General features: G+C 71.6%; 13 protein-coding genes. 8 read left to right on the top strand and 5 right to left on the bottom strand.

Annotated elements, in window-relative coordinates:
- Positions 1-10: 10 nt before the first annotated feature.
- Positions 11-439 (top strand): HIT family protein, encoded by a 429-nt coding sequence (locus LX83_RS26555; protein ID WP_253776129.1) that lies wholly within the window; start codon positions 11-13, stop codon positions 437-439.
- A gap of 14 nt (positions 440-453) precedes the next feature.
- Here the strand turns inward: LX83_RS26555 and LX83_RS26550 are convergent, their stop codons facing one another.
- On the bottom strand, positions 454-1,347 hold the full coding sequence (locus LX83_RS26550; protein ID WP_253776126.1) for a hypothetical protein: 894 nt from the start codon (positions 1,345-1,347) through the stop codon (positions 454-456).
- A gap of 763 nt (positions 1,348-2,110) precedes the next feature.
- Between LX83_RS26550 and LX83_RS26545 the strand changes: the two genes are divergently transcribed.
- A complete protein-coding gene (locus LX83_RS26545) occupies positions 2,111-3,142 on the top strand; it encodes a transcriptional regulator (RefSeq protein ID WP_253776124.1) in 1,032 nt (343 codons plus the stop codon).
- 574 nt (positions 3,143-3,716) lie between these two features.
- Here LX83_RS26545 and LX83_RS26540 read toward each other — a convergent pair.
- The 4 genes from LX83_RS26540 to LX83_RS26525 form a co-directional block, all read right to left on the bottom strand.
- Positions 3,717-4,895 carry an RtcB family protein gene (locus LX83_RS26540; RefSeq protein WP_253776121.1) on the bottom strand — a complete coding sequence of 393 codons (1,179 nt, stop codon included), beginning with the start codon at positions 4,893-4,895 and terminating at the stop codon, positions 3,717-3,719.
- Between the two features lie 128 nt (positions 4,896-5,023).
- Complete coding sequence (locus LX83_RS26535; protein WP_253776120.1) at positions 5,024-6,541, bottom strand: aldehyde dehydrogenase (NADP(+)); 1,518 nt, start codon at positions 6,539-6,541, stop codon at positions 5,024-5,026.
- Positions 6,542-6,543: 2 nt separating this feature from the next.
- Positions 6,544-7,362 carry an NAD-dependent epimerase/dehydratase family protein gene (locus tag LX83_RS26530; protein WP_308204055.1) on the bottom strand — a complete coding sequence of 273 codons (819 nt, stop codon included), beginning with the start codon at positions 7,360-7,362 and terminating at the stop codon, positions 6,544-6,546.
- A 106-nt stretch (positions 7,363-7,468) separates the two neighbouring features.
- Positions 7,469-8,305, bottom strand: coding sequence for an IclR family transcriptional regulator (locus LX83_RS26525; RefSeq protein ID WP_253776118.1), 837 nt, complete (start codon positions 8,303-8,305; stop codon positions 7,469-7,471).
- A gap of 149 nt (positions 8,306-8,454) precedes the next feature.
- Between LX83_RS26525 and LX83_RS26520 the strand changes: the two genes are divergently transcribed.
- The 6 genes from LX83_RS26520 to LX83_RS26495 all read left to right on the top strand — a co-directional run bounded on the left by LX83_RS26520 (position 8,455) and on the right by LX83_RS26495 (position 15,114).
- Entirely contained in the window at positions 8,455-9,762 is a 1,308-nt protein-coding gene (locus LX83_RS26520; RefSeq protein ID WP_253776115.1) for an ABC transporter substrate-binding protein, read from the top strand.
- A gap of 140 nt (positions 9,763-9,902) precedes the next feature.
- Positions 9,903-10,751 carry a carbohydrate ABC transporter permease gene (locus tag LX83_RS26515; protein WP_253776112.1) on the top strand — a complete coding sequence of 283 codons (849 nt, stop codon included), beginning with the start codon at positions 9,903-9,905 and terminating at the stop codon, positions 10,749-10,751.
- Positions 10,748-11,689 (top strand): carbohydrate ABC transporter permease, encoded by a 942-nt coding sequence (locus LX83_RS26510; RefSeq protein ID WP_253776109.1) that lies wholly within the window; start codon positions 10,748-10,750, stop codon positions 11,687-11,689. The genes LX83_RS26515 and LX83_RS26510 overlap by 4 nt, the downstream gene beginning before the upstream one ends.
- 40 nt (positions 11,690-11,729) lie before the next feature.
- On the top strand, positions 11,730-12,641 hold the full coding sequence (locus LX83_RS26505; protein ID WP_253776107.1) for a 5-dehydro-4-deoxyglucarate dehydratase: 912 nt from the start codon (positions 11,730-11,732) through the stop codon (positions 12,639-12,641).
- Positions 12,638-13,897: a glucarate dehydratase family protein gene (locus LX83_RS26500; protein ID WP_253776105.1), complete on the top strand. Its 1,260-nt coding sequence runs from the start codon at positions 12,638-12,640 to the stop codon at positions 13,895-13,897. The genes LX83_RS26505 and LX83_RS26500 overlap by 4 nt, the downstream gene beginning before the upstream one ends.
- Entirely contained in the window at positions 13,891-15,114 is a 1,224-nt protein-coding gene (locus LX83_RS26495) for a hypothetical protein (RefSeq protein ID WP_253776103.1), read from the top strand. The genes LX83_RS26500 and LX83_RS26495 overlap by 7 nt, the downstream gene beginning before the upstream one ends.
- Positions 15,115-15,245 lie beyond the last annotated feature (131 nt).

Here is a 15,245-nt window from a genome sequence, read left to right as displayed (position 1 = left end):
CTCGGTGGTCATGAGCGATCAGTGCGTGTTCTGCGGCATCGTGGCCGGCGACCTCCCCAGCGTGCGCGTGGCCGAGGACGACACGACGTACGCGTTCATGGACATCAACCCGGCATCCGAGGGTCACCTGCTCGTCGTGCCCAAGCGGCACAGCAGGGACCTGGTCGACATCGAGCCCGACGACCTGGCCGCCGTCACCCTGGCCGCGCAGCGGATCGCCAGGACAGCCGTCAAGGAGTTCGGCGCGGACGGGGTGAATCTGCTCAACTGCTGCGGCGCCGACGCGTGGCAGACGGTCTTCCACTTCCACCTGCACGTGATCCCGCGGTACGCCGACAAGTCCAGGGAACGGCTGGCCGCGCCCTGGCAACCAGGGGTGCCTGGCGACATGGACGTGATCGCCGCGCTCGGCCACCGGCTCGCCGCCGCCCTGGACTGACCGGGAGACCACGTTCAGCCGGCGATCCGGTGGTGCGCGCGGAGAATCCTGATCGCGCGCACGGTCACGTGACCGCGCCACTCCAGTGCCGAGGCTGGCGACTGGGTGGCGAAGTCCACGGTCCAGCCGCCGTCGGGCCGCTGCCCGGCGGCCAGCCGGTCCAGTTCGGCCTCGATCACCGCGGGGGAGAACAGCCGCCGCACCGGCCGGTCGGGAAGCGGGGAGATGTCCAGCGGTCGCAGGGTCTCGTCCTCGATCCCGCCCTCGACCGCCATCACCCCCGACTCCGGGACGAGCGCGCCCAGCCGGTCCAGTTCGGCCGGCGCCCACGGGAACACCTCGTGCGTCGCGTCCAGGAACGCCAGCACGAACCGGAACTCGTAGGCGTTGCGCGGCCCGGCCAGTGCCGCGATCTCCCGCCGGCAGTACTCGCTGGCCCTGGCCAGCCACGGGTGCTCGCGCACCCCGCGGTCGTGCCGGGCCACCCGGTGCGCCGCCGCCGCGACCATGGCCGTGCCGTGCAACGAGGACCTGTCCGGGTCGGCGCCCAGCCACCACGGCGCCGACCCGGCCGGATCACTCACCGGCAGGGAGAACGGCAGCCCGCCGTCCGGCAATGTGACCGTGTCCAGCCAGTCGCACAACCGTGCGGTGTGGACGGACGAGCCCGTCCCGATCTCCGCGAAGGTCTCGAACGCGTGCAGCGCCCCGGCCGGCTGACTGCGCGCCGACCGCATGTCCGGCTCCAACCCCCACCCGTACCCACCGTCAGCGTTGGCGTACCCGCTCAGCGCCGCCGCCACCGCGTCGGCACCACCCCGCCCCAACATCAGCTCGAACCGCCGCCGGTCCAACAGCCGCGCGTGCGTCGCCACGAACTCCGCGGCCTTGTCCACATCAACTGTCACGCCCCCATGCTCCCCGCTGGCGACGCGCCGGTCTTGAACAAATCGGACATCCCAGCGGACACCACCCGCGCGGTGGGTTCCGTGTACGGGGTTTGTCCAACCCGCACGGGGTGAGCGCGCCTGCCCTGTTCGCGCGTGATGGGGTTGGGCCCCTGCCCCGGGATCGCCGTACAGGGTTGTGTCCAACCCGAACTGGTTTAGCGAACTGCAGGTTCGGCGCGCGCCTGCCCTGTTCGCCACGTGGCGGTTTTGGGGCCCCTGCCCTGTTCGCGCGTGGTGGGTTTGGGGCCCCTGCCCTGTTTTCGGCGTACGGGTTTGTGTCCAACCAGAACTGGTTTAGCGAACTGCAGGTTCGGCGCCCCGGATTGTAGGTCGCGGCGAGTAGGTGCCATCTCAGCCCGGTCGCGACCTGCAATGCGGGTTTTTTAGCCGAACATGCGGTTCGCGTTAAAGATCAGGTGCGCGGCGATCGGTCAGCGCGCGGCGATGTGGCTCTGGGCCACAGGCGCAATCGCCCCGTGCGTGATCGCGCAACCTGGCCTGATCAACCTGGGGGCGCAGCGAAGCTCGCACCAGAGTGGTTGACCGCGCTGACAGATCTGGCGAGCACTGATCAGCTCTCACTCCGGCAATCCATAGATCCGCTGATTACTGGGAGGACAAGAAAAATATCCCGGTTGAAGTGCTAGAAACCAAAAACGAATGGGCTCCTGGCGGCGCGTAGCATGTCAGTTACCTGGTTCACCTCCATGCGGAGGCCACAGTGCCTGATCACCAGAGCGTCGGTGCTCGTGTAGCAGAAGAACGCAAACGGCGCGCGGAGCGAGAGCTGCATTCCGTTGTTCCCGCGCTGCGGCGAGAACTGGCGGCGTACTGCGCGGAGCTGGACGGCGAAGTACCGCCGCGCCCGTTCGACCAGTTGCGGGCCGGTGTTGCCGAAGCCTCGCGCCTGAGGCATGAGGTTAACCTGTCGAGCCTGGGTGCCAGTCTGCCCGCCCTGCTGGCGGAGATCCGAACAGCGCTCCACGCCGCGCGCCAGAACGAGAAGGAAAGGATTTACGCGCTTCTTGCCGAAGCGTATTACGCGGCTTCCCAGGTCGCGTGGAAGCTCGGCTACGCCGATCTCGCTTCGCTCGGTGTTGATCGTTACGTCTGGGCCGCTGGCCGGTCCGGTGACGAGCTGGCAGTGCTGGTCGGTGATTACCAACGTGCTGGCGAGATGATCGCGGTCGCCGACTGGACTGCGGCGCAACGGTTTCTGGAGAAGTCCCGGTCGGTCATTGAGCCGAGGCTGGGCAAGGCCAGTTCGGACACGTTGCAGGTGTCGGGCAGCCTGCACCTCAAGAGCGGCCTTGCCGCCGCCCGCGCCGGTGACCTGGACACCGCTGACGCGCACCTCGCCGAAGCACGGGAAACCGCCGAGCGGATCGGATCGGACGGGGACGCGTACCGCCTGGCCTTCGGGCCGACGAACGTCAACATCTGGGCTGTGGCACTCGCGGTGGAGGCCAACAACGGGACCGAAGCGGTGCAGCGGGCAGCGGATTTCCGCATTCCCAGCGATACCCCGCGTGAGCGCATCGGGCATCACTGGATTGACCTGAGCAGGGGTTACCTGCTGCACGGCGATCGTGAGAAGGCCCTGTCCGCCTTGTTGCTCGCGAAGCGGACCGCGCCGCAGCAGACCCGGTACCACCCGATGGTTCACGAAACCATCCGCAACCTGGTCCGGTCCGAGCGGCGGCGGTCCGACACGGCCGCTGGTTTTGCCGCGTGGGTCGGCGTCACGGTGTAGTTGGCGCAGCGCACGGAGGAGGGCGCTTGGCTGGTCGGCTGAGCGCCCTCTGATCAGTGCTCGCGAGATCTGTCAGCGCGGTCAACCACTCTGGTGCGAGCTTCGCTGCGCCCCCAGGTTGATCAGGCCAGGTTGCGCGATCACGCACGGGGCGATTGCGCCTGTGGCCCAGAGCCACATCGCCGCGCGCTGACCGATCGCCGCGCACCTGATCTTTAACGCGAACCGCATGTTCGGCTAAAAAACCCGCATTGCAGGTCGCGACCGGGCTGAGATGGCACCTACTCGCCGCGACCTACAATCCGGGGCGCCGAACCTGCAGTTCGCTAAACCAGTTCTGGTTGGACACAAACCCGTACGCCGAAACCGGGGCAGGGGCCCCAAACCCGCCACGCGCGGACGGGGCAGGCGCGCGCCGAACCTGCAGTTCGCTGAACCAGTTCGGGTTGGACACAACCCGGTACGGCGAACACAGGGCAGGGGCCCCAACCCCATCACGCGCGAACAGGGCAGGGGCGCTCACCCCGTACGGGCTGGACACAACCCCCAACGAACTCGGGGCACGGGGTTTGGGTCAGCCCTTGACGCAGACGACCTGCTTGAGCTTGGCGACGACCTCGATCAGGTCGGTCTGGTTGGCGATGACCTCGTCGATGTCCTTGTAGGCGGCGGGGATCTCGTCGACCACGCCACTGTCCTTGCGGCACTCGACGCCGGCGGTCTGCGCGGCCAGGTCCTCGGCGGTGAAGCGCTTGCGGGCGGCGTTGCGGGACATGCGGCGGCCGGCGCCGTGGGAGGCCGACTCGAACGAGTCGGGGTTGCCCAGGCCGCGCACGATGTAGGACGCCGTGCCCATCGAGCCGGGGATGATGCCCAGGTCGCCGCGGCCGGCGCGGATCGCGCCCTTGCGGGTGACCAGGACCTCCTCGCCGAAGTGGGTTTCCTCGGCCACGTAGTTGTGGTGGCAGGAGATCGGCTCGTCGAACTGGACGTGCGGGAACCGCGCGCGCAGCACCTCGGTGGCCAGCCGGAGCATGACGGCGCGGTTGCGCCGCGCGTAGTCCTGGGCCCAGTACAGGTCGTGCCGGTAGGCGGCCATCTCCGGGGTGCCGGCCAGGAACACGGCCAGGTCGGGGTCGGGCAGTTCGTCGTTGTGCGCGAGCTTGCGGGCCACCTCGATGTGGTACTTGGCCAGTTCGTTGCCGATGTTGCGGGAACCCGAGTGCAGCATGACCCACACCTGGTCGGTGGTGTCCAGGCAGATCTCCAGGAAGTGGTTGCCGCCGCCCAGGGTGCCCATCTGCCGCAGCGCGCGGTCCACCTTGTCCCGCACTACCGGGGTCAGGTTGTCGAAGCCGCGCCAGAAGCTGTCCCAGTCGCTGGCGTCGCGCTGGTCGAACGCGGGGTCCTGGTGCTGGTGGAAGCCGACCGGGACGACGGACTCCAGGGCGGAGCGGATGCGGCCCAGGTCGTCGGGCAGGTCCTCGGCGCGCAGCGAGGTGCGGACCGCGGCCATGCCGCAGCCGATGTCCACGCCCACGGCCGCGGGGGAGACGGCCTCGCGCATGGCGATGACCGAGCCGACCGTGGCGCCCTTGCCGTAGTGCACGTCCGGCATGACCGCGACGTGCTTGACCGCCCAGGGCAGCGCCGCGATGTTGTGCAGCTGCTGCATGGCGACGGGCTCGACCGTCTCCGGCCGGGTCCACAGGTGAATGTCCACGTGCTTGCCGGGCACGATGTTGGGTGCCATGGCCGCAAGACTAGGCGGACAACCGCTGCCGGGCGTGCGATTTTCCCGCAGCCGCACCGAAAAGAGGAACCGGTGGGCCACCGGGGTCACCGGCGCCCACCGGGTTCGTCACGTCCTGGACAGCCAGGTCAGTGCGTGCCGAGCACGCCGTCGCGGCGGCGCGGGATGCCCAGCGGGTTGTCGTCGCGCAGCTCCGGTGGCAGCAGCTCGTCCGGCCAGGACTGGTAGGTGACCGGCGCGAGCCAGCGGCGGATCGCGGTGGCACCCACCGAGGTGTGCAGCGGGTTGGTGGTGGACGGCCACGGGCCGCCGTGGTGCATGCCCCAGGCCACGGCCACCCCGGTCGGCCAGGCGTTGTAGATCAGCCGGCCCACCCGGGGGCGCAGCGCCTCACCCACGCGCCTGGCCAGCTCGGGTTCGCCGCTGGCCGCGTGCACGGTGCCGGTCAGCGAGCCGGGCAGCAGCGCCAGCACCTCGGTGAGCTGGTCCAGCTCGTCCTCGGTGTAGGTGATCACCAGGCCGGACGGGCCGAAGTACTCCTCGGACAGCTTCTCGGTGTTGTCGCGGAACTCGGCCAGCGACACCCGGAACAGCCGGGCGCCCACGGCCCAGCCCTGGTCCTCGGGTTCCGGGCCGGACGCGATCAGCTCGGCCAGGCCGCTGCCGGCCAGTTCGTCGGTGCCGGACCGGTAGGCGTCGCGCATCCGCTCGGTGAGCATGGCCCCGCCCTGGGCCCCGCCCACGGCGCTGGCCAGCGCGTCCACCAGGGACACCGGCGCGAACAGCAGGCCGGGGTTGGTGCAGAACTGGCCCACGCCCATGGTCAGCGACTGGGCGTAGCCGGCGGCGACCGACTCGGCCTGCTCGGCGGCGATGCCGGGCAGGATCACCGTGGGGTTCACGCTGCCCAGCTCCCCGTAGAACGGGATGGGCTCGGGCCGGGAGCTGGCCAGGTCGAACAGGGCCCGGCCGCCGTGGGTGGAGCCGGTGAAGCCCACGCCCTTGATCGCCGGGTGCTGGACCAGCCGCACCCCCGCGTCCTGGCCGTGCACGATGCCGAACACGCCCTCGGGCGCACCGGCGGCGCGCAGCGCGGCCGTGACCACCCGCGCGGTCTCCTGCGAGGTCGCCGGGTGACCGGGGTGGGCCTTGACCACCACCGGGCAGCCCGCGGCCAGCGCCGAGGCGGTGTCCCCGCCGGCGACGGAGAACGCGAACGGGAAGTTGCTGGCGGCGAACACCGCGACCGGCCCGATGGCGCGCAGCACGCGCCGCAGGTCCGGGCGCGGCGGGACGGTGTCCGGGTTGGGGGAGTCGATGGTCGCCTCGACGAAGCTGCCCTCCCGCAGCACCTCCCCGAACAGCCGCAGCTGGTTGGTGGTGCGCTTCAGCTCGGTGGTCAGCCGGGGCAGCCCGAGCGCGGTCTCACCGTCCGCAGTGGACAGCAGCAGGTCGGCCTCGGCGTCCAAGGCGTCGGCGACCTGGTCCAGCACGGCCGCCCGGTCCGCGGCGGGCAGGTTCGACCAGGCGGGGAACGCCGTGGCGGCGGCCGCGCAGATCCGGTCCACCTCGCTGTCCACAGTGGACTCGATTGGATCGCCGAACGGTTGACCGGTCCGAGGGTTGAAGCCTTGGACGGTGCTCACTCTCATGCTCCCTTCATGGACGCACCCAGTTCCCAGGTGCACCAGGTCCCGCCGAGGTGGCTCAGCGCGGGGTCGTCGGGGTCTGGTTCGCCGGTGCCGGCCAGCACCTCGGCCGCGTAGGCCTCGGCGTCGTCCACCGGCTCGAAGCCGAGTGTGCGCGCCTCGTCCAGCGAGAACCAGCGCCGGGTGTTGTTCGACACGCCCCAGATCACCCGGAACCCGGGCGCCGGCGTGCGCAGGCACACCTCGAACAGGCGCGCGCCGTCGTCCGGGGACAGCCAGGTGGACAGCATGCGCGCGTCCCTGGGGCGCTCGAAGCACGCGCCGATGCGCACGCAGATCACGTCCATGCCGAACCGGTCGGCGAACAGGCTGCCCAGCGCCTCCAGCGCCACCTTGCTGACCCCGTAGTAGGTGTCCGGCCGGGGGAACAGGTAGTCACCGGCCTCGCCGTCGGCCCGCCTGGTGAACCCGACCGCGTGGTTGGAGCTGGCCAGCACCACCCGGGACACGCCCTGCCGGCGGGCCGCCTCCAGCACGGTGTGGCTGCCGTTGATGTTGACGTCCAGCGTCTTCTCCCACGGCTCCTCCATGCTGTGCCCGCCGAGGTGGATCACGGCGTCCACGCCGGCGCAGGCGGCCTCCATGGTGGCCATGTCGGTCACCGAGCCGCGCAGCAGCTCCACGCGCTCGTCCGGACCGGCCGGGGGCAGCTCGGCGATGTCGAGCAGGCGCAGGGTCCGGCCCGGTGCGGCCAGTCTCGGGCGCATCAGCGTGCCAACGGTGCCGGCCGCGCCGGTGATCAGGATGCGTTCGGTCACGGGTGTCGAGCCTCTCCGGAATCGGTTCTGCGGGTGGGGTGGGGACTGCCAGTGGGCCCTCTTCTCGAACGACGCCGGGACACCGGGTACCCGGGTCCCACGCGGCTCACCGGCCGAACTGGCGAAGCAGGTCGGTGATGGTGCGCGCCGCGGTCAACAGCGCGGCGACCACCTGCTGCTCGTGCTCGGCGTCCAGCCGGCCCAGCGGCACCGAGCAGCTCAGCGCGTCCAGCACCGGGCGCCGGTAGGGCAGGGCCACGGCGAAGCAGCCCAGCCCCGGCGTGTTCTCCTCGCGCTCGTGCGCGTAGCCGGCCACGCGGAACCGGGCCAGCTGCTCGTGTAGGGCGGCGCGGTCGACCACGGTGTCCGGGGTCAGCGCGGCCAGCTCGCCCGGCAGCAGCACGTCGACCTCGTCGCGGTCCCGCTCGGCCAGCAGGGCCTTGCCCAGCGAGGTGGCGTGCGCCGGCAGCCGGCGGCCCACCCGGGACACCACGCGCAGGTGGTGCTCGGACTCCCGGCTGGCCAGGTACACCACGTCCGGGCCGTCCAGCCGGGCCAGGTGCACGGTCTCGTTGACCTCCTGGCGCACCTGCTCCATGACCCGCGCGGCGACCTGCACCACCGGGTCGTGGTCCAGGTAGGACGTGCCGACCAGCAGGGCGCGCACGCCGATGCCGTAGGTGCCCCGGTCGGCGTCCACCTCCACCCAGCCGCGACCGACCAGCGTCTGCAACAGCATGTACAGGCTGGACTTGGGGTAGTTCAGGGTGCGGTGCAGCTCGGTGAGGGTCAGCCGGCGGTCGGCCGAGGCCAGCACCTCCAGCAGCTCCACCGTGCGGTCGGCGGACTTGACCGCCGCGGGTCTGGCCGGCGCCCCGGCCGGGACGACGTCGCCCGCGGCCTCGCCCACCACTTCGGCCACCACGACCTCCTCAGCAGCCATCACCTGGCTCGGGCCAGGAGATCTTTGCGCAACGCCCTTGACACGCGGATGTGGCGATTCTTACAGTCCGGCAGCACGTTCACAAGCTCGACTCTAGTTCACATACATGAAAACGGTGACGAGGAGGGGTGTTGGGCACATCGACCCGCTTGCGTTCCCTCCTGATCGCCGTGCTCGGCGTGGTCGGACTGGTCGGCGCCGGCTGTGGGTTCAGCCCGGCCGCGGCCAAGGACCCCACCGCGCCGCTGGAGGTGTGGACCCGAAGCAACGCGGCCAGCGCCAAGGTCTACGAGGCGATCTTCGCCGCGTTCGAGCAGGCCACCGGCATCGAGGTGGACTACAAGGCGGTGCCGATCGACTTCGACAAGTGGATCCAGCGCCGCGCCGCCGCCAGGAACCTGCCGGACGTGCTGATCAACGACACCGGCATGCTCGGCCTCTACCACTCGCAGGGCCTGGTCACCGAGATCCAGCCGACCAGCATCGCCGGCGGCACCGACATCACCGACCGGGCCTGGGACAGCGCCAGGGCCAGCGACGGCCACCACTACGGCGTGCCGTTCTCCGCGCAGGCCATGGTCACCCTCGTCCGCCGCGACTGGCGGGAGAAGCTGGGCCGGCCGGTGCCCACCACCTGGGCGGAACTGGTCGAGCTGGCCACCGCGTTCACCACGCAGGACCCGGACGGCGACGGCCAGGCCGACACCTACGGCATGCTCGTGCCCGGCACCACCGACCGCGGCTACCTGTCCTGGTGGGCCGCGTCCTACCTGTGGCAGGGCGGCGGCGACATCCTGGCGCCCACCGGGGACGGCGGCTACCGGGTCGCGGTGGACTCCGCCGAGAGCGTCGCGGCCGTGCGGTGGCTGCGCGGGCTGTTCTGCGACAGCAAGGTGATCCAGCCCGGCGCGCTGACCACCAGCACCGCCGACGCCCACCCGTTCTTCGAGACCGGCAAGGCCGGCATCTACCTGACCGGCCCCTACAACTTCGGCCGCTTCGACAAGTCGCTGGGCAAGGACCGCTACGAGGTGATCCCCACCCCGGCCGGCCCGGCCGGGACCACCGTGCTCGGCGAGGGCGAGAACGTCTACCTGATGGCCGGCTCGGCCCGGCCGGACGCCCAGCGCGCCCTGGCCGAGTTCCTGATCAGCCCGCCCGCCCAGCAGATCGGCATGCGCGGCCAGCCCCAGCCGGTGGTGCGGCTGCCGGTCAACCGCACGGTCGACGTGCACGCCACCTACCAGGACCCGCGCTGGGACCTGGTCGCCAGCAGTTACGCCGAGGACGCCAGGCCCTTCCCCAACGTGCCCAACTTCCAGCCGTTCCGGCAGCAGACCGCCGAGGCGCTGAACACCATCTTCGCCTCGTGCACCGACGACGTGCCCGGTGAACTCGGCGCGCTCGCCACGGCGCTGACCGCGGAACTCCAGGCGCAGGGGATGGCGGTGCCATGAGCTTCACCCAGCACACCGGCCAGGGGGCCGGCCGGTCCGGGGGGACCACCGACGTGGGCTCGGCGGCTAGTGGCGGCGGTGCCGCTGGTGCCCACCCTCCCGCTGGACGGCGCGGAACGCGCCGTCCAGCGGGAACCCTGGTGCCCTGGCTGTTCCTGGCGCCGGCCCTGGTGTTGTTCGCGCTGTTCAAGTACGTGCCGATGGTCGAGGGCGTGCGGCTGAGCCTGTACGAGGTGCGGCCGTTCCTCGGCGACGTCTGGGTGGGGCTGGACAACTACGCCAGCGTGCTCACCGACCCGCTGTTCCGCACCGCGGCCGGCCACACCCTGCTGCTCGCCCTCGGCACCACGTTCGGCTCCATGCTGGTCGGCTTCGGGCTGGCGCTGCTGCTGGAGGGGCAGGCCCGCACCCTGTGGTTCGTGCGCTCGGCGGTGTTCCTGCCGGTGGTCACGGCCGCCGCCGTGGTCGGCGAGATCTGGCGGATGCTCTACTACCCGGCCCCGGACGGGTTCGTGAACACCCTGCTGTCCTGGGTGGGCCTGGGCCCGTGGCCGTTCCTGGACAGCCCGGACACCTCGCTGTGGTCGGTCATGGCGGTGGGCGTGTGGAAGGGCGCGCCCTACGACATGGTGATCATCCTGGCCGGGCTGGCCGGCATCGACCGGCAGCAGTACGAGGCCGCCGCCATCGACGGCGCCTCGGTCTGGCAGCGGCTGCGCCACGTCACCGTGCCGGCGCTGCGGCCGGTGGCCTCCATCCTGCTCACCCTGGCCGCCATCCGGGGCCTGCGCGTGTTCACCGAGGTCTACGTGCTCACCGGCGGCGGCCCGGCCAACTCCACCACGGTGTGGATGACCACGCTGATCTCCCGGGGCTTCGAGAAGCAGGACATCGGGGTGGCCTCGGCAGCGGCCGTGCTGCTGTTCCTGGTCACCCTGGCGCTCACCGTGGCGGTGCGGGTCTACCGGGCCAGGAAGGAGATCGGGTGAGCACGCGGGAGCGGGTGGCACGCGGTCGCGGCGTGGCCCAGCGCTACGACACCGCACTGGGCTGGGTCGGTGGGCGCGCGGTCCGGGCCGGCGCGGGCGGCCGGGTGCACTGGCCGGCGCTGGCCGGGGTGGCCGTGCGCGTGCTGCTGTGCGTGGCCGCGGTGCTGGTGTTCTGCGGCCCGCTGGTCACCGTGGTCTCCGGTGCCTTCGACCACACCCCCGATCCCACCGAGCTGTCGCTGCTGCCCAGGCACCCCTCGCTGACCAACTTCACCACCGCCGGCGAGTACGGCGTGTGGCACTACCTGGTCAACTCGCTGGTGATCGCCGGCGGCGCCCTGGTGCTCCAGGTCGCGGTCAGCGTGTTCGCCGCCTACGCGTTGGCGCGCAAGCGGTTCCGGTTCAGCGCGGTGGTGTCGCTGCTGATCCTGGTGACCATGATGCTGCCCGAGGAGGCCATCGCCATCCCGCTGTCGCTGGTGCTCGGCGACGTGCCCGTGGTGCACGTGAACCTGCAGGGCAGCCTGCTCGGCGTGATCCTGCCGCTGGGCGCGTGGGGGTTCTCCATCTTCGTGATGACCGAGTTCATGCGGGAGATCCCGGTCGAGCTGGAGGAAGCGGCCACAGTGGACGGTGCGGGCGAGTTCCGGGTGTTCGCCCAGATCGTGCTGCCGCTGTGCCGGCCGGCGCTCGGCGTGATCGCGGTGCTCGGCTTCAACATGATCTGGGAGCAGTACCTGCTGCCCATGGTGGTGGCCACCGACCCGGCCGACTACACCCTCACCGTGGCGCTGGTGTCACTGCGCTCCAACGAGGAGGTCGGACCGGGCATCGTGCTCGCCGGCGCGCTGCTCGCCCTGGTCCCAAGCCTGATCGTGTACCTGTCGCTGCAGAAGTCGTTCCTGCGCGGCATCACCACCGGCGCGGTCAAGGGATGATCGAGGCGACCACGCCTACCAGCGAGATGATGGGGTCTGTATGCATTTGGACGGTGTGCTCTTCTTTCCCGTGACGCCCTTCGACCCGACCGGCGCGCTCGCTGAGGACGTGCTGGCCGAGCACGTCGACCGGGGCGTGGCCGCCGGTCCGGGCGGGGTGTTCGTCGCCTGCGGCACCGGGGAGTTCCACGCGCTCGAACCCGCCGAGTTCGAGCGCGTCGTGCGCGTGGCAGTGAACACCGTCGCCGGTCGCGTGCCGGTGTTCGCCGGCGCCGGCGGGGCCCTGCCGCTGGCCACGACCTACGCACGGGCCGCGGCGCGCGCCGGCGCGGACGGCCTGCTGCTGCTCCCGCCCTACCTGGTGGCCAGCCCGCCGCAGGGGCTGACCCGCTACATCGCCGCCGTGGCCGGCGCCACCGACCTGCCGGTCATCGTCTACCAGCGCAACAACGCGGTGTTCACGCCGAGCAGCGCGGTCGAGGTGGCCAGGCTGCCCACCGTGGTCGGCCTCAAGGACGGCCTTGGCGACCTGGACCTGTTGCACCGCATCGTGCTCGCGGTGCGCGCCGAGGTGGACAAGCCGTTCCAGTTCTTCAACGGCCTGCCCACCGCCGAACTGACCCAGCCGGCCTACCGGGGCATCGGCGTGGACCTGTACTCCTCGGCGGTGTTCTGCTTCGCACCCGAGATCTCCCTGGCCTTCTACCGGGCCCTGCGCGACGGCGACACCGACCTGGTGACGGCCCTGCTCACCACGTTCTACCGGCCGCTGGTGGAACTGCGCGACAGGGTGCCCGGCTATGCCGTGTCCCTGGTCAAGGCCGGGGTCAGAGCGGGCGGGCTGGCCGTCGGCGGGGTCCGCCCGCCGCTGGTCGACCCCACCGAGGAACACCTGGCCGAACTGGCGCGCATCGTGCACGCCGGCCGCACGCTGGTGGAGGAGCGTTCATGAAGATCACCGACATCGTGCTCACCCCGGTCGCCTTCCGCGACCCGCCCCTGCTCAACGCCACCGGCGTGCACGAGCCGTGGGCGCTGCGCACCATCGTCGAGGTGCACACCGACGAGGGGCTGACCGGGCTCGGCGAGACCTACGGTGACCTCGGCCACCTGGAGCGGCTGCGCGCGGTCGCGCCCGCACTGTCCGGTGTGGACGTCTACGCGCTCAACCGGGTGCACGCCGAGGTGGCCGCCACGCTCGGCGGTGCGACCGGCGCGGACAAGCACGGCCTGACCGGGCAGATCACCCCGGAGGGCACGGTCAACCGGGTGTTCTCCGCGTTCGAGGTGGCGCTGCTGGACATCCAGGGCAAGGCCGTCGGCCGGCCCGTGGCCGACCTGCTCGGCGGCGCCGTGCGCGACGCCGTCCCCTACAGCGCCTACCTGTTCTACAAGTGGGCCGGCCACCCCGACGCCGAGCCCGACGAGTGGGGCGCGGCCCTGGACCCGGCCGGTGTGGTCGCCCAGGCCCGGAAGATGATCGACGAGTACGGGTTCGGCTCGATCAAGCTCAAGGGCGGGGTGTTCCCGCCGGAACAGGAGATCGAGGCGATCCGCGCGCTGCGCGCGGCCTTCCCCGACCACCCGCTGCGGCTGGACCCGAACACCGCGTGGACCCCGCGGACCTCGCTTGAGGTGGCCAGGGAACTGGACGGGGTGCTGGAGTACCTGGAGGACCCCACCCCGGACATCCCGGGCATGGCCGAGGTGGCCCGCGAGGCGCCGATGCCGTTGGCCACCAACATGTGCGTGGTCGCGTTCGAGCACCTGGCCCCGGCCGTGGCGCAGAACGCCGTGCAGGTCATCCTGTCCGACCACCACTACTGGGGCGGGCTGACCCGCTCGCGCCACCTCGCCGCGATCTGCGACACCTTCGGCATCGGCCTGTCCATGCACTCCAACTCGCACCTGGGCATCAGCCTGGCCGCCATGACCCACCTGGCCGCGGCCACCCCCAACCTGAACTACGCCTGCGACACGCACTACCCGTGGAACCGGGCCGACGACGTGGTCAAGCCCGGTGTTCTGTCCTTTGTGGACGGGGCGGTGCCGGTGCCGGCCGGGCCGGGGCTCGGCGTGGAGCTGGACCGCGACGTGCTGGCCCGGCTCGCCGAGAACTACCGGACCTGCGGCATCCGCCAGCGCGACGACACCGGGTACATGCGCACCGTCGACCCGAGCTACGAGAGGAAGCAGCCCAGGTGGTGACCCAGGCGGACAACCCGGCGGCGGCGCCGGGACAGGCGGCCGACGAGGTGCGCGCCGTGGCCCACGCCTACCCGTGGGACCTCATCGGCGACCCGGACGCGGCCGGGCGCATCGCCGGACTGGGCGTGGACGCGGTGGCCCTGGCCGCCTCCTACCACACCGTGCGGGCGGACACCCCGCTGCACCCGACGCACCGCCTGGTGGACGCCCGGCACGCCGCGTTCTACCTGCCGGTGCGGGAACACGTGTGGCGGGGCCGACGGCTGGCCCCGGCCGGACCGTCCTGGGTGGACGGTGAGGGCCCGTTCGCGGGCAACTCGTTCGGCCAGGCCGCCGCCGCGGTGCGCGCCACCGGCCTGCCGGTCCACGCGTGGACCGTGCTCACCCACGCCAGCCGGCTCGGCTCGGCCCACCCCGAGCTGAGCGTGCGCAACGCCTTCGGCGACCACTACCCGTACGCGCTGTGCCCGGCCAACGCCGAGGTCGTGGACTACTGCCACACCCTGGTGTCCGAGGTGATCGAGGTGGGCGCGCCGGACGGGATCATCCTGGAGGCGTGCGGCCCGCTGGGCGTGGTGCACGGCGGCCACCACGAGAAGACCGAGGGCGCCGACTGGGGCCCGGTCCGGCAGAGCCTGCTGTCGCTGTGCTTCTGCGCCGGCTGCCGCCAGCGCTACACCGACGCCGGTCTGGACATGGCGGAGCTGGCCGCCCGGGTGCGGGCCGGCGTGGACGGCGGTGAGCCGGCCAGCGTGGCCGAGGCCCTTGGCGGGGAACTGGCCGCCGCGCTGTCGGCGGTGCGCACCGGCGTGGCCAGGGACCTGCGCCAGCTGCTGGTCGGCCGGGTCCGCGAACTGGCCCCGGACACCCGGGTGGTCGTGCACGCCAACGCCGACGAGTGGGCCACCGGCCCGTTCGCCACGGTCGCCCCGGCGGTGGCCGCCGACGTGGACGTGCTCACGGTGAACTGCTGGCAGGGCCCGGAGCGCAGCATCCCGGGCATCCGCGCGCTGCGCGAGCTGGCCGGCCCGGACACCCGGCTCGCCGGCTACGTGCTGGCGCTGCCGCCCACCCCGGCCGACGGCGCCCTGCTCGCCGACCACCTGCGCCAGTACCAGGCCGAGGGCGTGCGCGAGTTCCACCTCTACCACGCCGGCATGGCCTCACCCGCCCGCCTCGCCGCCCTCCGCCACGCCGTCACCCACCTCGCGAGTTGACTTTGCAAACCCCGCGAGTCGACAGTTCAGGCAGGGCCATGTGGGTGAACCCGGCCCGAGGACAGGTCCCGCCGGCCGCGCGCCGGCGGGACCGGCCCACAGCGAATTCCCGGTTCCGGGCAACCCCGGCG

Origin of the sequence: Goodfellowiella coeruleoviolacea (genome assembly GCF_024171785.1) — a bacterium.
GTDB lineage: Bacteria > Actinomycetota > Actinomycetes > Mycobacteriales > Pseudonocardiaceae > Goodfellowiella > Goodfellowiella coeruleoviolacea.
The sequence above is the reverse complement of the archived record's forward strand: the minus strand, read 5'-3'. Positions and strand labels throughout refer to the sequence as shown.

Excerpts from the sequence above, each read along its gene's own strand:
- LX83_RS26555 (WP_253776129.1), top strand. The coding sequence starts at position 11 with ATGAGCGATCAGTGCGTGTTCTGCGGCATCGTGGCCGGCGACCTCCCC.
- LX83_RS26540 (WP_253776121.1), bottom strand. The coding sequence starts at position 4,895 with ATGGCACCCAACATCGTGCCCGGCAAGCACGTGGACATTCACCTGTGG.
- LX83_RS26525 (WP_253776118.1), bottom strand. The coding sequence starts at position 8,305 with ATGGCTGCTGAGGAGGTCGTGGTGGCCGAAGTGGTGGGCGAGGCCGCG.
- LX83_RS26505 (WP_253776107.1), top strand. The coding sequence starts at position 11,730 with ATGCATTTGGACGGTGTGCTCTTCTTTCCCGTGACGCCCTTCGACCCG.
- LX83_RS26500 (WP_253776105.1), top strand. The coding sequence starts at position 12,638 with ATGAAGATCACCGACATCGTGCTCACCCCGGTCGCCTTCCGCGACCCG.